The sequence below is a fragment of the Actinoplanes nipponensis genome, assembly GCF_016862275.1.
In the GTDB taxonomy this organism is placed as follows: Bacteria; Actinomycetota; Actinomycetes; order Mycobacteriales; family Micromonosporaceae; genus Actinoplanes; species Actinoplanes nipponensis.
Map to the genome: position 1 here is coordinate 1 of NZ_BOMQ01000044.1, position 18,743 is coordinate 18,743.

The 18,743-nt window shown below is 74.0% G+C and carries 18 protein-coding genes; 9 read left to right on the top strand and 9 right to left on the bottom strand.

What is annotated here, in order from left to right; translation table 11 throughout:
- Window positions 1–116: 116 nt before the first annotated feature.
- The 4 genes from Ani05nite_RS17670 to fdxA form a co-directional block, all read right to left on the bottom strand.
- Window positions 117–1,850: a hypothetical protein gene (locus Ani05nite_RS17670; protein WP_203769613.1), complete on the bottom strand. Its 1,734-nt coding sequence runs from the start codon at window positions 1,848–1,850 to the stop codon at window positions 117–119.
- On the bottom strand, window positions 1,847–2,269 hold the full coding sequence (locus Ani05nite_RS17675) for a hypothetical protein (protein ID WP_203769615.1): 423 nt from the start codon (window positions 2,267–2,269) through the stop codon (window positions 1,847–1,849). Before Ani05nite_RS17675 ends, Ani05nite_RS17670 begins: the two co-directional genes overlap by 4 nt.
- An 87-nt stretch (window positions 2,270–2,356) precedes the next feature.
- Window positions 2,357–3,445: a succinyldiaminopimelate transaminase gene (dapC, locus tag Ani05nite_RS17680; RefSeq protein WP_438845473.1), complete on the bottom strand. Its 1,089-nt coding sequence runs from the start codon at window positions 3,443–3,445 to the stop codon at window positions 2,357–2,359.
- Window positions 3,446–3,447: 2 nt separating this feature from the next.
- On the bottom strand, window positions 3,448–3,774 hold the full coding sequence (fdxA, locus tag Ani05nite_RS41150) for a ferredoxin (protein ID WP_239130150.1): 327 nt from the start codon (window positions 3,772–3,774) through the stop codon (window positions 3,448–3,450).
- 82 nt (window positions 3,775–3,856) lie between these two features.
- Here fdxA and Ani05nite_RS17685 point away from each other — a divergent pair, with 82 nt between their 5' ends.
- The gene (locus Ani05nite_RS17685; protein ID WP_203769619.1) at window positions 3,857–4,825 is read left to right on the top strand and encodes a GNAT family N-acetyltransferase; all 969 of its coding nucleotides are present in this window, start codon (window positions 3,857–3,859) and stop codon (window positions 4,823–4,825) included.
- On the opposite strand, the gene Ani05nite_RS17690 is transcribed toward Ani05nite_RS17685, so the two are convergent.
- Genes Ani05nite_RS17690 through mshB form a run of 4 tightly spaced genes read right to left on the bottom strand, consistent with a single transcriptional unit; the run spans window position 4,822 to window position 8,394 of the window.
- Complete coding sequence (locus Ani05nite_RS17690) at window positions 4,822–5,286, bottom strand: hypothetical protein (protein WP_203769621.1); 465 nt, start codon at window positions 5,284–5,286, stop codon at window positions 4,822–4,824. The genes Ani05nite_RS17685 and Ani05nite_RS17690 overlap by 4 nt on opposite strands.
- A gap of 27 nt (window positions 5,287–5,313) precedes the next feature.
- On the bottom strand, window positions 5,314–7,047 hold the full coding sequence (locus Ani05nite_RS17695) for a VanW family protein (RefSeq protein ID WP_203769623.1): 1,734 nt from the start codon (window positions 7,045–7,047) through the stop codon (window positions 5,314–5,316).
- A gap of 52 nt (window positions 7,048–7,099) precedes the next feature.
- Window positions 7,100–7,549 (bottom strand): hypothetical protein, encoded by a 450-nt coding sequence (locus Ani05nite_RS17700; RefSeq protein ID WP_203769625.1) that lies wholly within the window; start codon window positions 7,547–7,549, stop codon window positions 7,100–7,102.
- A complete protein-coding gene (gene mshB, locus Ani05nite_RS17705) occupies window positions 7,546–8,394 on the bottom strand; it encodes an N-acetyl-1-D-myo-inositol-2-amino-2-deoxy-alpha-D-glucopyranoside deacetylase (RefSeq protein WP_203769747.1) in 849 nt (282 codons plus the stop codon). Before mshB ends, Ani05nite_RS17700 begins: the two co-directional genes overlap by 4 nt.
- Before the next feature lie 106 nt (window positions 8,395–8,500).
- Here mshB and Ani05nite_RS17710 point away from each other — a divergent pair, with 106 nt between their 5' ends.
- From Ani05nite_RS17710 to Ani05nite_RS17720, 3 genes are read left to right on the top strand one after another with little or no spacing between them, the layout of a single operon-like run.
- Complete coding sequence (locus Ani05nite_RS17710) at window positions 8,501–10,258, top strand: prolyl oligopeptidase family serine peptidase (RefSeq protein WP_377880736.1); 1,758 nt, start codon at window positions 8,501–8,503, stop codon at window positions 10,256–10,258.
- Complete coding sequence (locus Ani05nite_RS17715) at window positions 10,255–10,773, top strand: Uma2 family endonuclease (protein WP_203769629.1); 519 nt, start codon at window positions 10,255–10,257, stop codon at window positions 10,771–10,773. Before Ani05nite_RS17710 ends, Ani05nite_RS17715 begins: the two co-directional genes overlap by 4 nt.
- 37 nt (window positions 10,774–10,810) lie before the next feature.
- Window positions 10,811–11,365: a Uma2 family endonuclease gene (locus Ani05nite_RS17720; protein WP_203769630.1), complete on the top strand. Its 555-nt coding sequence runs from the start codon at window positions 10,811–10,813 to the stop codon at window positions 11,363–11,365.
- Here the strand turns inward: Ani05nite_RS17720 and Ani05nite_RS17725 are convergent.
- Window positions 11,362–12,912, bottom strand: coding sequence for a GGDEF domain-containing protein (locus Ani05nite_RS17725; RefSeq protein ID WP_239130151.1), 1,551 nt, complete (start codon window positions 12,910–12,912; stop codon window positions 11,362–11,364). The genes Ani05nite_RS17720 and Ani05nite_RS17725 overlap by 4 nt on opposite strands.
- A gap of 116 nt (window positions 12,913–13,028) precedes the next feature.
- On the opposite strand from Ani05nite_RS17725, the gene Ani05nite_RS17730 reads away from it, so the two are divergent.
- From Ani05nite_RS17730 to Ani05nite_RS17750, 5 genes are all read left to right on the top strand, one after another.
- Window positions 13,029–14,465, top strand: a complete 1,437-nt coding sequence (locus Ani05nite_RS17730; RefSeq protein WP_377880759.1) for a TldD/PmbA family protein — start codon at window positions 13,029–13,031, stop codon at window positions 14,463–14,465.
- Window positions 14,466–14,508: 43 nt separating this feature from the next.
- Window positions 14,509–15,885, top strand: a complete 1,377-nt coding sequence (locus tag Ani05nite_RS17735; RefSeq protein ID WP_239130153.1) for a TldD/PmbA family protein — start codon at window positions 14,509–14,511, stop codon at window positions 15,883–15,885.
- Window positions 15,886–16,202: 317 nt separating this feature from the next.
- Entirely contained in the window at window positions 16,203–17,258 is a 1,056-nt protein-coding gene (locus Ani05nite_RS17740; protein WP_203769638.1) for an endonuclease NucS domain-containing protein, read from the top strand.
- Window positions 17,259–17,315: 57 nt separating this feature from the next.
- Window positions 17,316–17,609, top strand: a complete 294-nt coding sequence (locus tag Ani05nite_RS17745) for a YciI family protein (RefSeq protein ID WP_203769640.1) — start codon at window positions 17,316–17,318, stop codon at window positions 17,607–17,609.
- A gap of 62 nt (window positions 17,610–17,671) precedes the next feature.
- The gene (locus Ani05nite_RS17750) at window positions 17,672–18,703 is read left to right on the top strand and encodes a hypothetical protein (RefSeq protein WP_203769641.1); all 1,032 of its coding nucleotides are present in this window, start codon (window positions 17,672–17,674) and stop codon (window positions 18,701–18,703) included.
- Window positions 18,704–18,743 lie beyond the last annotated feature (40 nt).

The following is an 18,743-nucleotide window of genomic DNA, read 5'->3' on the forward strand; positions in this document are numbered from 1 at the left end:
ACCGGACGGCCTCGGCCGGCCGCCCAACCCGGCCCGCCGACCGGAGCGCGCGGGCGGCCTTCCCGTTCCGGCTCACCGTGCTCGCCGATCGCGGCCGGCCCGCTGCCGGGTCGGCGTCACCCGCGCCACCCGATGACGTTGGGGCCCGGGTCGTGTCCGGCGGTGTCCGCCCCGGGTGCGATCACCGGGTCGACCCCCTCCGCGACCTGCCACGGGTTGTCCGGGTCATAGGTCTGCTCACCGTCGCGCGCACGGCGATCGCCACGCGCGCCGCCGGCCAGGCCGGGCAGGCCGGGGTTGCCCGCCGCGCGGCCCGCCCCGACCGGCTCGTCCGGCAGCCAGGACGGCCGAGGCGGCCGGACCGGCTCGTTCCCCCGCCCCTGACCAGCCGTCCGGCCGATCATGCCGCGCCCTTCGAAGCCGCCCGGACCGCCGCCCCGGCCCGCGCCACCGCGGCCGCCGCCTGCGCCGCCGCCCCGACCCGCAGCACCATGATCAAAACCTGCGCCGCCACCCCGGCCCACGCCCCCACGATCGGCGCCTGCGCCGCCCCGGCCCGCACCGCCACGACCGGCGACACCACCCGGACCACCCGGACCGGCCCCGCCACGCCCGGCGGCCGCGCCGCCACGCCCCGCGACACCACCCGGACCGCCCACGCCGGGCCCGCCCACGCCGGCACTGCCACGCCCCGGACCACCGGGCCCGCCCCGGCCCCCACCGGCCACCGACTCCCCGATGACCGCGCCGGACGGCAGCGCCTGACGGCCGGCAGCACCGGGACGCGCACCGGGTCGCGCACCCCGGCCGACCCCGCCGAGGCCTCCCGCGCCCAGCCCACCAGCACCCGAACCGCCCGCGCCGGCGCCGGCTGTCCCGCCACCACCGCCGACGCCCAGCCCCGGCTCACCGCCCACGCCGGGCCCCCGTACCCCCGGAACCCGGCCGCGCGGCCCGCCCGGCCCGGCGCCACCGGCCCCGGGGCCGACGATCGGCGGAACAGGCGGCACCAACCCTGGCCCGCCCCCGCCTCCGGGCGGAAGCACGCCACCCCCGGGCGGTGCGGCGACCGGCGGCGGGCCGGCCACCGGCGGATTGATGACCCCGGCCAGGCCCGGACCGCCGCCGACGATGCCGGCGCCCGCCGGACCCTCCGGGACGGTTGGCTCATGGCCGGGCAGCGGCGGCACCGGATCGTGCGGCACGGGCACGGTCACCCCGCCGCCCGCCCGGGCGCCGGCCGCCGCGCCCGCGCCCACGGCTCCCGCCGGCGCGCCGCCCCGGCCGTCGTCGTCGGAGAACGGGACCGGCTGGTAGCGCGGGTCCGTCGGCTCGAGGGCGTACGGGTCCGGGACCCGCAGCCGGGCCACGTTGTCCTGCACGATCTGCTCGGCCGTGATCATGTGCGCGCGGGCCTGCTCGTCCAGCTCGTCCTCGGCGTTGTCCCACCACGCCGGGACCAGGTCGTCGCTCTTCTGCCGGTACTGCTGCCAGAGCGGCTCGATGTGCTGCTTCGCCTGGCGCAGCGCCTCCAGGATGTTGGCCAGGCCGGTCGCCGTGTCGTCGGCCTCGGTGCGGGCCGCGTCCATCCGGGCGATCAGCTTGTCGACCTCGCCGACGAAGGCGGCCGCCGACTCGTTCTGCTCCGGCGGCCACGCGGCCGCCAGGTCGTCGCGGGCCTTGAGCAGCAGGGCCCGCTGGTCCTTCATCGCGCCCGAGATGGCGCCCCAGGCCGCGACCTGGCGCCAGGCCTCCGGATCGTCCTCGTCCTTGACCATCGCCCACAGCCGGGGCGTGTTGTACGACCCCCAGGCCGTGCACCAGCTGCTGGTCGGCACCGGCTCACTCACAGCGCCACCGCCCGGCCGCCCGGGTGGCTCGGGTGGGCCGCCTGCTCGGCGGCGAGCCGGGCCAGCCGCGCCTCCTCGGCCGCCGCGAACATGGCCTGCTCGACCCGCTTGGTGCCCGCGGCCGAGCGGGCGTCGCTGGCGTCGAGTTCGGCGGCCACCTTCGCCGCGGCGGCGGCGAGCAACCGGGCGGCGGCCAGGAAGTTGCCGAGGTTCTCGGTCGACGCGCTCAGGCTGCGGGCGTACCGCTGCTTGGCGGCGTGCACGCCGCCGCCGGCGTTCCGCGCGCCGAACGGCACGCTGTCGAGCGGCATCGTGGCCCGACCCACGGCCGGCCCGGTGATGAAGTCGACGTCCGCGCGGACGTCGGCGGCGAACTTCGTCAGCCCGCCGGTCTCCACATTGATGCCTGGTTCGCCCACGACAAACCTCCCCGTAGCCGCGCCGTCACAACGCCACGAGCGTAGCGACCACGAGCGATACGTGGGGGGCCGAGCGACCGGCGACGGTCAGGCGGTGAGGCGGGCGACCGCCGCCGCGACGCGCTCGTCGGTGGCGGTCAGCGCGACCCGTACGTGCCGGGCCGCGGCCGGGCCGTAGAAGGCGCCCGGCGCCGCCAGGATGCCGCGCTGGGCCAGCCAGTCCACGGTCGTCCAGCACTCCTCGCCGCGGGTCGCCCAGAGGTAGAGCCCGGCCGCCGAGTGCTCGATCTCGAAACCGGCCTTGAGCAGGGCCTCCCGCAGCGACTCCCGGCGGGCCGCGTAGAGCGCCCGCTGGGCCGTCACGTGCGACTCGTCGCCCAGGGCGGCCACCATCGCCGCCTGCACGGGAGCGGGCACGATCATGCCGGCGTGCTTGCGGACCGCCAGCAGCTCGCCGACCAGGGCCGGGTCGCCGCCGACGAAGCCGGCCCGGTAGCCGGCCAGGTTGGAGCGCTTGGAGAGCGAGTGCACGGAGACGATGCCCGTGTAGTCGCCGCCGCAGACCTCGTCGGAGAGCACCGACACCGGCGTCTCGTCCCAGCCCAGCGTCAGGTAGCACTCGTCGCTGACCACGACCGCGCCGCGCTCGCGGGCCCAGTCGACCACCTTGCGAAGGTGGTCGACCGGCAGCACGCGGCCGGTCGGGTTGGACGGCGAGTTGATCCAGACGAGCTTCACCCGGGGGTCGGGCCCGAGGGCGACCAGCGAGTCCGAGCGGACCACCTCGGCGCCGGCCAGCCGCACCCCGACCTCGTACGTGGGGTAGCAGACGGCCGGGATGACCACGACGTCACCGCGGCCGACCCCGAGCAGCGTCGGCAGCCAGGCGACCAGCTCCTTGGACCCGATCGTGGGCAGCACGCCGGGCCGGCCGGTGGCGCCGCAGGTGCGGGCCAGCCAGCCGGCGATCGCCGCGCGCAGCGCCGGCGTGCCGGCGGTGAGCGGATAGCCGGGCGCGTCGGCCGCGCCGGCCAGCGCTGCCTGGATGACCGGCGGGACCGGGTCGACCGGGGTGCCGATCGACAGGTCCACGATGCCGTCCGGGTGCGCCGCCGCAACCTGCTTGGCGGGCTGCAGCAGATCCCACGGGAAGTCGGGCAGCGAGGCCGACAGCACGGTCAGTGCGCGTCCCCGCGCGGCGGCTGCGCCGTCACGAACGGGGTGTCCTTGTCGATCTTGCCGACCTTGGAGGCGCCACCGGGCGAACCGAGATCCTCGAAGAACTCGTAGTTCGCGTTGGTGTACTCCTTCCACTGCTCCGGGACGTCATCCTCGTAGAAGATGGCCTCCACCGGGCAGACCGGCTCACAGGCTCCGCAGTCGACACACTCATCGGGGTGGATGTAGAGCATCCGGTTGCCCTCGTAGATGCAGTCGACCGGGCACTCTTCGATGCATGCCTTGTCGAGCACATCGACGCAGGGCTCAGCGATGATGTAGGTCACGGTCTTTCCCTTCCAGAGCCACGCCGCGGGACACCGCGGCGTTACGGGCAGAGCCTAGTATCTCGCCGGGAGGAGGTGGCACGTGCTCCGACGGCAGGATGTGGGACACCGGGTGGTGGTCCGCCGAATTGTAGGCGTTTCCCAGGATCGCCCACTTTTCACGGACGCGCTCGGCGAGCTCGTCGAGTTGACCGAGACGGAACTCACTCTCGCCACCGCCCAGGGCACTCTGCGCGTACCGCTGCGGGAGGTGCACCGGGCCAAGCGGGTGCCGCCCGCCCGCCGCCCGCCCGCCGCCGACGTGATCGCCCTCGAGCTGGCCGCGAACGACGCCTGGCCGGCCCCCACGCAGGCCCGCCTGGGCGGTTGGATCCTGCGCGCGGCGGAGAACTGGACCGGCCGGGCCAACGCCGCCCTCGCGGTCGGCGACCCGGACCGCACGCTCGAGGCCGCCATCGACGCCGTCGAGCAGTGGTACGCGACCAAGGGCCAGCAGCCCATGATCAACACGCCGATGCCGCTGGCCGCCCCGGTCAACGCCGCCCTCGACGCCCGCGGCTGGACCGCGCGCCCCCTGGTGCTGGTGCAGACCGGCGCCGTGCAGTCGCTGATCACCGACGTCGGCGCCCGCCGCGACCTGCCCCCGGTGGAGCTCGCCGACTCCCCCACGGACGCCTGGCTGGCGATGGTCTCGGCGCACAAGGGTCAGCTGCCCGCCGCGGCCCGGCACGTTCTCACCGCCGTACCGGACGTGGTCTTCGCCTCCGTCCAGGACGAGCACGGCGACCTGCTCGCCGTCGCCCGCGGCGCGGTGACCGGCCCCGCCCCCGGGCGCTGGCTCGGCGTCTCGCTGGTGCAGACCGCGCCGGCGGCCCGCCGGCGCGGCCTGGGCCGGCACCTGATGCGCGCGGTGGCGCAGTGGGCCGTCCAGCGCGGCGGCGTGCGGGCCTACCTGCAGGTGGAGGAGCGCAACACCGCCGCCGTCGCGCTCTACCAGGGGCTCGGCTTCGCCACCCACCACACCTACCTGACCCGCGAGGCGCCGGTCTAGCGGCGGACGACCCGGCGCGGCTTGGTCAGCTTGGCCTTGGCGAAGGCGGCCAGCGACTTGGAGCGGTAGTCCCGGCCGAGCATCGTGGCGATCCAGTAGCCGAGCAGCGTGCCCACGATGGCGAAGCCGCCGTAGAGCCACACCTGCGAGAAGAAGTTGCCGGCGCCGGCCGCGAACGGGCTGTCACCGCTGACGAACGGCCCGACCAGGATGGTCAGCAGCATGCCGCCGATCGCCGCGGCGGCCAGGTCGGGCAGCCAGCTGCTGGGCGGGACCCGCTGGGCGCGGACGAAGGTGACCACCGCCAGCACGATGCCGATCACCGCGAACATGACGAGCGAGACCCTGTTCTGGGCCGTGTCGTCGTCGTTGAACCAGATGCGGCTCACCACCCGCGCGATCACGTTGATCGCGAACAGAGCCGCGGCCAACAGAGCGATCCGCACCCAACGCTGCCTCATGCGTCCTCCCCGGACGTGCCCGGACTGCTACGGCTTCGCGCCGCAGATGAATCTAGGCTCGGGATCGTAGCGCCAGGTGAACTTCTCGCGCGCCACCTCCTTGCCGTCCTTGCGGATGACGCGCCACGCGTCCTGGGTGAAACCGGGAAGTCCGCTGCTGGTGATGCACTTCGGGCCGGGCTCGCGGTAGACGGTCGGCGGCGAGGTGATGGTGCGGCGCGGGCTGCGGACGGTCCTGACGCTGTCGTAGACCTTGGTGCTCCACATCGACACGGTCACCGACCTGCTGGTGTACGACGTGTCGATCAGGATCCCGTACGGCGTGGTGTTCCGGAACTTGAGATCGAGGGTCGGGTAGAAGATCGTCGACTCGATGACCGCCGGATAGCGGGAGAAGTAGAACGAGTGCGGCTTGTGCTCGACGTCCTCCAGGCCCGCGTAGTAGGCGGCGTTGAACAGCGTGGTGGTGAACTGCGAGGCCCCGCCGCCGACGCCGGGCTCCAGCCGGCCGCCCACGATGACCGGCGCGTCCCGGTAGCCGGCCGCGTAGTTCCGCTCGCCGGTGTGCCCGTTGAGCGAGAACGTCGCGCCGGGCCGCACCACGGCGCCGTCCACCGCCCGGGCCACGGTCATGATGTTCTGGCTCCGCGGCGACCGGCTGCCGCCGGTGAAGTAGGTGGTGAAGGTCGACACCTTCTCCTTGACGCCCAGCTCGGCCAGGTCGTCCTCGGTGGTCGCGCCCTCCTGCCGGGAGAGCACCGCCGCGACCGTGCGGGGCGCCGGGTCGGGCAGCACGGCGAGCAGGGCCGGCCCCAGCCGGGCCAGGTCGACCATGTCGCCGGGGGTGCCGGCCAGGATCTTCGGCCGGCCGCCGGCCACCGTGATCGTCGCCTGCTCCGGTTCCCGCTCCACCGCCGCGAACTCCCGGGCCGCCGCGGCGTGCAGTTTCCCGCCGTCGATGGCCGGGGTGAGCAGGCCGTTGTCGTCGGCCCGGAAGACCAGGCCCCGGGCGATGGCCCGCGGGCTCAGCGTCAGCGACTTGTCCCCCACCGTCACGGTGACCGGGGCCGCGACGGCCGGGGTGGCCAGGTCGGCGACCAGGGCGTCGACCTGCTCCCGGCTGGTGGCGGGCGGCCGGGACACCAGGGTGACGGTGGCGGTGCCGCCGGCGAGCCAGGCCCGCCGGACCGCGGTCGCGGCGGCCGCCACGTCCAGGTTCCGCCCGGTCGCCGGGTACGTGGGCTTCGGCGTCAGCCCGGCGAAGACGATGCCCGGCTTCTTCAGCGTGATCCGGGCCGGGTCGAGCCGCGCGCGCAGCGCCTCCTCGAGCCTCGCCTCGTCCAGCTCGATCACCGGCGGCACCGTGCGCTCGCCGGTCAGCCGTGGACGGCCCTTGATCGCCCGGCCGACGCTGAGGTCGACGTCGAGCCGCAGCGCCAGGTCGGCGGCCTCGATCGAGAACTTCTCCCCGTCCAGGTCGACGGCCACCGGGTCGCCGGTGCGCGGGCCGATCGCCTCGGTCAGTGCCCGTTCGGCCTCGCTGCGGGACTTGCCGCCCAGGTCGACGCCGAGGATGCGGGTGCCGCGGGGGACGTCGCCGGCGTAGGCCCACGCGGCCGCGCCGGCGCCGGCCAGCAGGACGGCGGCCGCCGCGCCCACCGCGACGATCCGCTTGCGGCTGACCGGGCTCTCCGCGGCCGGCCCGGCCGGCGGAATCACCGTCGTGGGGGGCTGGCCGGTCGGGGTCTCAGAGGCGAACACGGCGCAAGTGTGCAGGCCACGGCCGGACACCGACAATCGACACGAGCGGCCGTCACTGCTTTGTGACAGGCGGGCGCCGCAATATCAACTTGTAGGTGTACGCGGCGAAGGTCAGGCTCCCGACCAGGATCATCACCAGCGCCACCCAGTCCTCGCCGCTGATCAGATAGTCGCCCTCGGTGGTCCGCGTCCCGGCGGCGAAGAACATGATCAGGGTCCAGACCGTCCACGGCGGCGCCAGCGCCCAGCGCCGGCCCACCGTGGTCACGGCGAACCAGGAGATCGCCACGTTGGCCACCGCGGCCAGCAGGATGGCCGCACCGACCGGCACCCCGCCCAGCCGCAGCGGGGACAGGAAGATCTCCAGGGCCGCGGTGAGCACCGTCGCCAGCACGGCGAGGGCCAGGCCGGCCGCGCGGACCACGACCTCCAGCGCCCGGCTCGGCGGCGCGGGCGGCAGCTCGTCGGCGGGCGCGGACACCGCGGGCGCCTCGGTCGTCATCGTCCCACCACGTTGCTGAACAGGTCGTCCTCCCACTTGTGGGGGCCGCTCACCTCGCCGCGCTCGCCCTTGACCAGGGTGAAGTACTCCACGCCCATGAACTCGCCGCCGAAGTCGCCGGCGATGCCGTACAGCCAGGAGTTGTCCGGGATCTGGGTGGCGTGCGCGCGCATCGCGGCCACCTTGCGCTCGTGGAAGTCCGTGCCGTCGATACGGGCGGCGATCTCGTCGTCCGGGTGCCCGAACGGCAGGTCCTCGACGTTCTGCACGTCGGCGAACGGGTTGTCGTCCATGCCCTGGAAGGCCTCCATCCCGCCCTCCAGCACGCTCAGCGGCATGGCGGTCCAGTAGATCTTCTCCGGCCCGAACCCCTCGGCCTCGGCCAGCTCCGCCGCGCGCATCGCCACCCGGTGCGCCTGGATGTGGTCCGGGTGGCCGTAGAAGCCGTTCTCGTCGTACGTGATCAGCACCTGCGGGCGTACCTCCCGCATGATCTCCAGGCAGTGCCCGGCCGCCTCGTCGAGGTTCGCCCGCCAGAAGGCCCGGGGGTGGTTGTTGGTCTCCAGCCCCATCATCCCGGAGTCGCGATAGCGGCCCGCGCCGCCGAGGAAGCGGTGATCGGTGACGCCGAGCGCGGCGCACGCCCGCCGCAGCTCGGCGATCCGCCAGCCGCCGAGCTGGTCGGCCTGGCGCGCCTCCAGCTGCGCGAGCTCGGGCACGTGGATCTCGCCCTCCTCACCGAGCGTGCAGGTCACCAGGGTCACCCCGGCGCCCTCGGCGGCGTACCGGGCCATCGTGGCGCCGGTGCCGGTCACCTCGTCGTCGGGATGGGCGTGCACGAGCATGAGGCGGCGTGCGGGCAGGGCGTTCGTCACGCGCGCAACTCTACGCGGGAGCGCTCCGCGGCTCCGCGTGTGCGGTTTGCCGGGCGCGAGGGGCCGTCGATCAGCGATGCTGGTCAGCGTGGAGTATCCCGAACTCTCCGACCGCACCGGCCGGTTCCGCTTCGGCGCCCCGCACGCCCTGACGGTCGGTGACGACGGCGCGCGGGTGGCCTTCCTGCGCTCCGCCGGCCCGTACGACCCCGCGGCGGCGTTGTGGGTGCTCAACGTGGCCACCGGCGCCCTCACCGAGATCGCGCCGGGGCCGGTCGACTCGTACGCCGGGTCGGCCACGCTCGACGTGCTGGCCTGGGCGTACGAGGGACAGCTGCACTCCTCCACCGCCGGCCGGATCGCCACCGCGGAGCCGGTGCGGGACCCGCGCCCCGACCCGGCCGGGCGGCACATCGGCTACGTCACCGCCGACGGCTGCCTGCGAGTGGTCACCGACGGTGACGATCAGCTGCTGGCCGGGGAGCCGGGCAGCGGCGTGTCCTGGGGCGTGGCGGGGCCGGTGGCCGCCGAGTTCGGCCGCGATCGCGGCTGGTGGTGGGCCCCGGACGGGAGCCGGATCCTGGCCGTACGCGGCGCCGGCCGGTCGTCGAGCCTGCACCTGCTCGACCTGTACGGCGGCTGGGTCGACGTGCACTGGGACCGCGAGACGTACCCGTACCTGGTCGACGTGCACTGGCGCGGCCCGGGCAACGCCCTGATCACCGTGCTGCGCCGGACCCAGCAGCACGGCCTGGTGCTCTCCGTCGACCCGCGTACCGGCGAGACCCAGGTGCACGCCGAGCTGGCCGACGCGCGGTGGGTGGAGCCCGTGCCCGGCACGCCCCGGCAGCTGCCCGACGGCCGCGTCCTGGTCGGCGGCGAGCTGGCCCACGACGGCTTCGACGCCCGCTGCCTGTTCGCCGACGGCAGCCTGATCACCCCGCCGGGCCTGTACGTCCGCCGGGTCGTCGGGGTGCTGCCCCGCCCGTCCGGCGGCCCCGAGCTGATCGTCGAGGGCACCGACGGCGAACCGTCCGAGCAGCACGTCTTCGCCGTCCGCACGGCGCTGGCCGGAGGCGGCGCGAGCGCCCGCCGGCTGACCACGGCGCCGGGCCGGCACACCGCGGCCGTCGGCGGCGACGTGCTGGTCCTCGACCTGACGGTCATCCGCGGCGCGGCCGAAGTGCTGACCCTGCCGTCGCTGGCCGCGCCGCTGCCCTACGAGCCCCGGCCGGTGCTGGCCCGGGTCACCGACCGCCGGCTGCCCTCGGCGGTGCTCCATCCGAGCGGCCACGTCACCGGCACGCGGCTGCCGGTCCTGCTGGAGCTCGGCCCGGGACCGGGCCACCAGCAGGTGGTCACCGACCCGGCGGCGTGGCAGGACCGGCAATGGTGGGCCGACGCCGGCTTCGCCGTGGTCAGCGTCGACACCCGGGGTACGCCCGGAGTCGCGCCCAGCTTCGAGAAGGTGGTCTACCGCCGGCTGGCCGACGTGGCCCTGACCGACCAGATCGACGCGCTGCACGCCCTCACCGGCAAGCACCCCGACCTGGACCTGAGCCGGGTCGCCGTACGCGGCCGCGGGCTCGGCGGCTGGCTGGCGGCGCTGGCCCTGACCCGCCGCCCCGACCTGTTCCGCTGCGGCGTGGCCCGCGACCCGGTCACCGACTGGACCGCGCTGCCGCCCGCGTACGCCGAGCGCTACCTGGGCACCCGCGCCGACAACTCCGACGTGTACGACCACCACAGCGTCACGCCGCCGGCGACGCTGCTGATCTCCCCCCACGGGGACCTGTCCGCAGAACTCGCATTCGTGACCCGGGAGTGTGCATGACGTCAGCCCTGATCGGCCGCAGCCTGCCCATGGAAGCCCTGGCGACGACCGAGTCCGACTACCTCCAGCTGGGCGAGACCTCGGCGCGCACGGAACTGTGGGACGGCGGGGTCCTGACCTGCCCCCGGGACACCCCACGGCACCAGCTGATCCTGAACGCGCTGGCCAACGCGCTGCGGGCCAACCGCACGGACCTGAACGTGATCTCCGGGGTGCCGGTGCGGCTGGGCCCGGGCCGGATCGCGGTCCCGGACCTGATCATCGCGGGCACCATCGACCTGGACCAGCCGCTGGTCGAGGCCCAGTCGGTCCGGCTGGTCTGCGAGATCACCTCCGCGGCGAGCGCGACGGTGGACTGGACGCTGAAGATGCACGCGTACGCCCAGGCGCGGATTCCGTGCTACCTGGTGGCGGAGCCGGAGCGGGGGCTGCTGCACAGCAACATGCTGTCGGCCCAGGGGTACGTGGAGCAGTCGGTGATGCAGCTCGTCCGGGTCACGGGCCTTGACCTGTGACTAGCCTGATCATGAATTGATGTGGGAAACTCGCACCATGATGCCCGCCATCCTGGACCGGGGAACACCGGTGACAGAGGAGGAGTTCTTCGCGCTCGGCGAGACATCCAAGCGCATCGAACTTTTCGACGGGAGCCTGTACGTGACCCCCGCCCCCACACCCCAGCACCAGCACATCGCCAGCGAGATCAAGTTCGCGCTCCGGAACGCGGCCCGCGATGCCGGCCTCCACATCCATGAGGCAGTCAACGTTCGGCTGCAGCCCGGACGGATCCCGATCCCGGATCTGGTGATCACCAGGAAGATCAACTTCAAGGAGTTGGTCATCGACGCGGAGGCCGTGGTGTTGATCTGCGAGATCGTCTCGCCGTCGAACGCCTCCGCCGACAAGGTTCTCAAGATGCATTACTACGCCGCTGCCGGCATTCCGTGGTATCTGCTGGTGGAGCAGGACAGCGCCACCCTGCACCTCTATCAGCTGGCCGGTAACCACTACGTCGAGCGTTCCGTCACCAGGCCCGGCGAGGTGCTGCATCTGGCCGCCCCTCTGACTGCCGACCTCGTCCCCGACGAATTGCTGCCGCCGGACTAGGCAGCGGCCAGCTGGTTGCGGCCGGCTCGTTTCGCCGTGTAGAGGCGGGCGTCCGCCCGGTCGTAGAGATCACGCCCCGGCTCCCCGCTCCGGCACGCCGCCAGGCCCATGCTCAGCGTCACCGTCAGCCCCGGCGCGACCGTGCTCCAGTCCCGGGCCGAGATCACCCGCCGGATGCGCTCGGCGATCTGCCGGGCCTGGTCCTCGCCGGTGGTCAGGAACAGCGCGAACTCGTCGCCGCCGAAGCGGATCGCCACCTTGTCGTGCCGGCAGTGCGCGCGCAGCACCGCCGCGATCTCGCCCAGCACCCGGTCGCCCACGCCGTGCGAGAAGTGGTCGTTGATGTCCTTGAAGCGGTCCACGTCGATCAGCAGCAGGCAGCCGCCGTCGGCCACCGTGTCGATCCGGCGGTCGAACATCCGGCGGTTGCCGAGCCCGGTGAGCGCGTCCGAGGTGGCCGCGAGGTCCGCCGTGGTCCGCGCCGCCTCCAGCTCCACCCGCCGGTACGCCTGCCGCAGCATCGTGCGCCGGTCCAGGCGCAGCTGCCAGAGCGCCTCGACGTGGCTGCGCAGCGACTCGAGCACCGCCTGCGTCGCGTCGCCGGGGAATTCCAGGACGGCGGTCATCGCCAGCTCGTACTGGAACAGCAGCCGCTGGGACCGCAGGACCGCGAGTTCGAGTCCGGCCCGGAACTCCCGGCGGGCCGCCCGCCACTCGCCGGTGGCCCGCAGGGCCATGCCGTGCGCGAGATGCAGCAGGCGGGCCTCGTGCTGCTGGCCGGCGTCGCGCATCCTGGGCAGCAGCTCCGCGACGAGCCCGAGAGCCTCCGCGAGCCGGCCGGTCCGGGCGTGACAGACCGCCAGCACCGCCACCCCGACCGGGGAGTCGATGCCCTGGTCGATCCAGAACTCGAGCACCGCGACGCTCTTGTCGATCAGCGCCGCCGCCTCCTCGCCGCGACCCACCTGGGCCAGCCGCAGCGCCCACTCCACCCACAGCTCCGCCTGGGTCAGCTCGGCAGCGGACCGGTACAGGTCGTCCGGGGACTCGAACGACTCCAGACCGCGGCGCATGGCGTCGTCGGCGAGCTCGAACAGCTCCGCGCCCCGGGCGGCCTCGCCCAGCGACGACATGGCCGAGAAGTACCGCAGGCCCTTGCGCGGCGCCACGTCGAGCAGGGCCATCGCCCGGGCGACGTAGTGCAGCCCGTCGTCGATGCGGCCCAGGTTGATCAGCACCTCGGCGGTGTCGGCCAGGATCTTCGCGTCGGTGGCCCGGGGACCACGCACTGCGGTCCGTTCGCCGGTCAGCTCCTCGGCGATCACCAGGGCCTCGTCCAGCCGGCCCAGGGCGCTGAGCGCGTACATCCGGCCCAGCCGGCTGACCCGGTGGGTCCGGCGGTCGCCGAGCACCAGCGTGATCGCCTCCGCCTCGTCGGCGGCGAGCAGGGTCTCGGTGTGGTGGCCCCGGATGGTCAGGTCGTGCACGTGCAGGGCCAGGTTCGCGAAGGCGCCGTACGGCGACACCAGCACCGGCAGGCGGTTCATCGGCATCGTCGGTGTCCCATGGCCCTATGGTCGGCGGCGGCGTCCCCGATGTGAGGCGTTGCCCGGCGCACGGGCAGAGAATGTCGGTGGGGTCGCCTAGGGTCTCGGGCATGAGCGTGGATCACTTCGACGAGGCCGGCACGGCGGTCCAGGCCGCCCTGGACGCCGGCGCCCGTTATGCGGACGCCCGGGTGATGCTGCGGCGCACCGAGACCATGAGCGCCCGCGACGGCGAGGTCGAGGACCTCAGCTCCGACGAGAGCGCCGGCATCGGGGTGCGGGCCCTGGTCGGCTCCAGCTGGGGCTTCTACGCCGTGCCCGACCTGTCCGGCGCCGCCGCCCGCGCCGCCGGCCGCCGGGCCGCCGAGATCGCCGCCGCCAGCGCCCGCGTCCCCGGCCCGGCGATCGATCTGGTCCCGGCCGGCGCCGGCACGGCCAGCTGGGCCAGCCGGTGCGAGATCGACCCGCTCTCGGTGCCGCTGTCGGTCAAGGGCGACCTGCTGGTCGCCGCCACCGCGGCGGCCCGCGACGCGGGCGCCGACCTGGCCGAGGGCATCTACCAGATCTGGGACACCCGCAAGTGGTTCGCCTCCAGCGACGGTCACCGCATCGACCAGCACATCCGCGAGTGCGGCGCGGGCATCACCGCGAGCGCGTACGGCGACGGCGAGATCCAGCGCCGCTCCTGGCCCTCGCACCGCGGCCAGTACGGCACCCGCGGCTGGGAGCTGGTCGACGAGCTGGCCCTGACCGACAACGCCGCCCGGATGGCCGACGAGGCGCGGGCGCTGCTGACCGCCCCGCTCTGCCCGTCCGGCGAGACCACGCTGATCCTCGGCGGCGAGCAGCTCGCCCTGCAGATCCACGAGTCGGTCGGGCACGCCATCGAGCTCGACCGCATCCTCGGCTGGGAGGCCGCGTTCGCCGGCACCTCCTGGCTCGACCTGGACCAGCTCGGCACCCTGCGGTACGGCTCCGACCTGATGAACATCACCATCGACCCGACGATCCCGGGCGCGCTGGGCAGCTTCGGCTACGACGACGAGGGCTCGCCCGCGGTCAAGCGTGACGCCGTCCGCAACGGCCGCTGGGTGGGCGTGCTGGCCGGCCGGGACTCCGCCGCGATGGCCGGGCTCGACTACGCCGGCAGCGTGCGCGCCGACGGCTGGGCGCGGCTGCCGATGGTCCGGATGACCAACGTGGGCCTGGAGCCGGGCCCGCACACCCTGGAGGAGATCATCGCGGCGACCGACGACGGCGTCATGATGGACATCAACCGCTCCTGGTCGATCGACGACCGCCGGCTCAACTTCCAGTTCGGCTGCGAGATCGGCTGGGAGGTCAAGAACGGCCGGCGCGGACGGATGCTGCGCAACCCCACGTACACCGGGATCGGCCCGAAGTTCTGGCAGTCGATGGACATGCTGTCCTCGGAGTCGGTCGCCTGGGGCACGCCGAACTGCGGCAAGGGCCAGCCCGGCCAGATCGGGCACACCGGGCACCCGGCCGCGCCGGCCCGGTTCACCGGGGTCCGCGTGGGGGTGCGGGGATGAGCCGGCACGAGCAACTGCCCGACCAGCGATGCGGAGGATCCCGATGAGCGCCGAGCTCGACCTTGCGGCCCGGGTCATCGAGCTGATCCGGCGACTGGCCGGCGCGGGGGCGCAGGCCGAGGTCGTCGCCGCCCATTCCGCCGAGGCGCTGACCCGCTTCGCGAACTCGGCGATCCACCAGAACGTCGCCGACGCCACCACGACCGTCCGGCTGCGGCTGCACCTCGACGGGCGTACGGCCGGCGGCTCCACCACCGTGACCGGCCCGGCCGGCCTGCAGGCGCTGGTGGAACGCACGATCGCCGCCTCCCGCCTCTCCCCGCCCGACCAGGCGTGGCCCGGCCTCACCCCGCCCACCGCGCTGCGCGCCGCGCCGGCCTTCGACGAGGCCACCGCCGCCGCGGGCCCCCACGAGCGCGCCGACCGCGTCCGTGACTTCGTCCGGGCGGCCGACGGGCTGGAGACCGCCGGCTTCTGCCGCACCTCGTATCACTCCGCCGGCTTCGCCAACACCGCCGGCCAGGCCGTCGAGGGCCGGTCGGCCGACGCCGCGATGGACGGCATCGCCCGTCTCGACGGCGCGGACGGCGTCGCCCGCCGCGCCGGCAGCCGGCTGTCCGAGCTGGACGGCGCGGCCCTGGGCACCCGGGCGGCCGCCAAGGCGCGGGCGGGCGGCCGGCCGGTCGAGCTCCCGCCGGGCCGCTACGAGGTGGTGCTGGAGCCCACCGCGGTCGCCGACATCCTCGACAACCTGGCGACCTTCGGCTTCAACGGCAAGGCGTACGCCCAGCACCAGTCGTTCGCGGAGCTGGGCGTCCCGCAGTTCGACCCGGCGGTGACCATCCGCGACGAGCCGCTGGGCGCGACCCTGCCGTTCGACCAGGAGGGCACCCCCCGCGACACCCTGGTCCTGGTCGACCGCGGCACGACGACGGCAGTCAGCCACGACCGCACCTCGGCGGCCGAGGCGGGCGCGGCGTCCACCGGCCACGCCGGCGCGGCCTCCCGCTCCTGGGGCCCGATTGCCTCCAACCTGGGTCTGGCGCCCGAGCCCGGCGGGCACGCCGCCCCGGAGACCGGCGAGGGCCCAACGGCAGCGTCGGCCCGCACCCTGGTCGGCGGTGTGCGCCGGGGCCTGCTGATCACGGACTTCTGGTACACCCGGGTGCTCGACCAGAAGAGCCTGGTCATCACCGGCCTGACCCGCAACGGCGTCTGGCTGGTCGAGGACGGCGAGGTGACGGCGGCGGTGGGCAACATGCGCTTCACCCAGTCCTACCCGCAGGCCCTAGGCCCGGGCGCGGTGCTGGGCGTGGGAGCCGAGGCGATCGCCCTGCCCGACCGCTGGTCCGGGGTCCGCTACACGGCGCCGGCCCTGCACCTGAAGTCCTGGAACCTGACCGGCAACGCCTCGGGCTGACCGGCCGGCAACGAGCACCGAGCAGCCCGGCTTAGGTGGGCCGCCACCATCGCTCGGTGGCGGCCCCAGCCCGAACTCATGGCGGAGTCAGGCTGGGCGCGTCGCCCCGGTGCAGGACCAGCCGATCTTCTCTCCGGGCCTCAACCGCTGGTTCAGCATCAAGATCGCTCGTGAGGGGAACGAACCCGCTGAAGGCGCCGGCTACCTGGCCCCTGCGAGTCGTGGCGCACCAACCCTACGGAGCTGCCGGTCGCCTTCGGCGCGCCACCGACGTGCGCGGACGACAATGGCCTCGACGCTGCTGCCATGATGGCGCGATGCCGCTGTTCGAGATGACCTCCGATGTGCTGGAGCCCGTGCCGTCGACCACGTTCGCGGCGGAGCAGGTGTTGGAGCGGGCCGACTTACAACGGCTGCTGCGCTCGCGAATCGACATGATCGTCGACGGCGTGATGGTCGTCGCCGAGGAGTTCGGCGCCTTCACCGATGCACGCCGGCGAATCGACCTGCTCGGTGTCGACCGCGACGGCCGGCTGGTGGTCATCGAGCTCAAGCGCACCACAGACGGCGGGCACCTGGAGCTGCAGGCGCTGCGGTACGCCGCAATGGTGTCCGTCATTACCTTCGACGACCTCGTCGAGCATCACGAGCACTACCTGGCCCAGGTCGAGCCGGAGGCGATCGACGAGGCGCGCAGCCGCCTGGCGGACTTCCTGGAGGACGTCGGTGGGGAGGACGCGGTACTGAGCCGGGAGGTTCGCTTGGTCCTCGTAGCCGCCGGCTTCGACCGCGAAATCACCACCACGGTGCTATGGCTCACCGATGTGTACGGAGTGGACATCCGGTGCGTCAAGCTCACTCCCTACAAGATTGGCGAGCGCCTGCTCCTGGACGTCCAGCAGATCATCCCGCTGCCCGAGGCCAGCGAGCTCACCGTGCAGATCCGCCGCAAGCAGACCCAGGCGCGGACCGTCGGCGCGGACGGCCGCGACTGGACCCAGTACGAGGTGGTCACCCCCGAAGGCCGCAGCGGTCCGCTGCGCAAGCGGTGGGCGGTGCTCACCATGGCAACCGCCCTGCACCGGGCTGGTATCACCGCGCACCAGCTCACCACGGCCTTGCCGCGCTCGCGGTTCCTCCCGGTCGAGGGCACGTTGACGGGCGAGGAACTGGCCGCGGCCTTCCTGGCGAGATACCCCGGATCGACAAAACGCCTCGGTCGCTGGTTTCTCGACTCACCCCTGCACGACCAGGGACGCACCTGGGTGGTCTCCAAGATGTGGGGCACCAACACGGAGCCGGTCCTTGACCGGCTCGTCGCCCTGGCGGGGACTTCGGACTTCGGCTACGAGCCAGTGGACGCCGAGGCGTGACGCCGGCCGCACGCGCCGGCCCAGGGAGCGGCCCGGAATCCTCGATATGATCTTGGAATGTTCGTGGTGACCCTGACCTACGTCGCCGACCTGGCCCAGGTCGACGACGCCCTTCCCGACCACATCGCCTGGCTGGACCGCCAGTACGCCGACGGCGTCTTCGCCGCCTCCGGCCCCCGGATCCCCCGGGTCGGCGGCGTGATCCTGGCCCGTGACCTCACCCGCGAGGACCTGGACCGCCGCCTCGCCGCGGACCCCTTCCACCAGCGGGGCATCGCCGAGTACGCCGTGACCGAGTTCGCCCCCTCCCGCGCCGCCGAGGGCCTGGAGCCTCTCCTGCCGCGACCTTGAGCCCTTCCCGGCGGGCGCGGCATTGACCGGCGTGTTTCACTGGGCCGGTGAGCGCTGGATCGATGAGTGACGGACCGCGTGACCACGCACCCGACGACTACTCGGCGGCGGACGAGCCGACCACCGGCCCGCCGGCCGGCGCTGTCTCCGCGGGCAGCTACGGCACCGGGGCCGATCCCGGCACCACAGCCGACCTCGGCCGCACCACGCCCTCCCGCCCGGACACCGGCGCCGGCGCCGGCTTCAGCTCCGGCTCCGGCTCCACGACCGACCCGAGCCTCACGACCGACCCCGGCTCCGCGACCGGCTCCGGCTCCGCGACCGGCTCAAGCCTCACAACCGGCTCCGGCTCCGGCTCCGCGACCGGCTCAAGCCTCCCAACCGGCTCAAGCTTCACCACAGGCTCCGGCCCGACGGCCCGCTCCGGGTCCACGACCGGCTCCGGCCCAACGGCCCGGCTCGGTTCGCCGGCCCGCTCCGGCCGCGCCAGGGACTCCCGTCCCACCGAAGGCGCCACCTCCGCAGCCGGCACCAAGACCGCCGGCGTCCCGGGCCGCCGCGACGCCGAACCCGCCCGGCCGGATCCGGAAGCCCGTAAGCGCCGCAAGCGCCGCCTCCTGGTAGCCGGCATCTCCGTGGCCGCCGCGCTCGTCGTCATCGCCCTCTGCGCCGGCGGGCTGGCCGTCCTGCGCGCCGTCTCCGGCTTCCGGGACGACGCCTCCGACGCCCGGGACAGCAGGCAGCTCCGGGACGGCGCGTGCCTGGAGCTCGAAGGCCGGCTCAACAAGCTCGTGCCGCCCGGCGCCACCGCCACCCCGCAGGCCCGGGCCACCGCGGTGCGGGACGAGAACGCCGCCACCCGGGTCTACGTCGGCCGGCTGGAGAACCGGCGGGTGTCCGACGGGTGGCGGGAGCTGCTGGACGCGCGTACCGCGTTCGCCGAGGCGCTCGACGTTCAGGCGAAGTCCCGTACCCCCGCGTTTTATGTCGCTCCCGCGCCCCGCGACGGGGTCTCTCTCGCCGATCAGCTGGCCCGTTGGTCCCCCGCGACCTGCGCCGGTCCGATCCGCCGGCTGGCCGCCCCGGACCTGTAGCGCGGTAAGCCTTCCCTTACACGGCGCGAAGCTGACCTTC

Coding starts and splice junctions, on each gene's coding strand:
- Ani05nite_RS17715 (WP_203769629.1), top strand. CDS start 10,255: ATGACGTCAGCCCTGATCGGCCGCAGCCTGCCCATGGAAGCCCTGGCG.
- Ani05nite_RS17720 (WP_203769630.1), top strand. CDS start 10,811: ATGATGCCCGCCATCCTGGACCGGGGAACACCGGTGACAGAGGAGGAG.
- Ani05nite_RS17745 (WP_203769640.1), top strand. CDS start 17,316: ATGTTCGTGGTGACCCTGACCTACGTCGCCGACCTGGCCCAGGTCGAC.
- Ani05nite_RS17710 (WP_377880736.1), top strand. CDS start 8,501: ATGCTGGTCAGCGTGGAGTATCCCGAACTCTCCGACCGCACCGGCCGG.
- Ani05nite_RS17690 (WP_203769621.1), bottom strand. CDS start 5,286: ATGAGGCAGCGTTGGGTGCGGATCGCTCTGTTGGCCGCGGCTCTGTTC.
- Ani05nite_RS17725 (WP_239130151.1), bottom strand. CDS start 12,912: ATGAACCGCCTGCCGGTGCTGGTGTCGCCGTACGGCGCCTTCGCGAAC.
- Ani05nite_RS17735 (WP_239130153.1), top strand. CDS start 14,509: ATGAGCGCCGAGCTCGACCTTGCGGCCCGGGTCATCGAGCTGATCCGG.
- Ani05nite_RS17740 (WP_203769638.1), top strand. CDS start 16,203: ATGCCGCTGTTCGAGATGACCTCCGATGTGCTGGAGCCCGTGCCGTCG.
- mshB (WP_203769747.1), bottom strand. CDS start 8,394: ATGCTCGTGCACGCCCATCCCGACGACGAGGTGACCGGCACCGGCGCC.
- Ani05nite_RS17700 (WP_203769625.1), bottom strand. CDS start 7,549: ATGACGACCGAGGCGCCCGCGGTGTCCGCGCCCGCCGACGAGCTGCCG.
- Ani05nite_RS17750 (WP_203769641.1), top strand. CDS start 17,672: ATGAGTGACGGACCGCGTGACCACGCACCCGACGACTACTCGGCGGCG.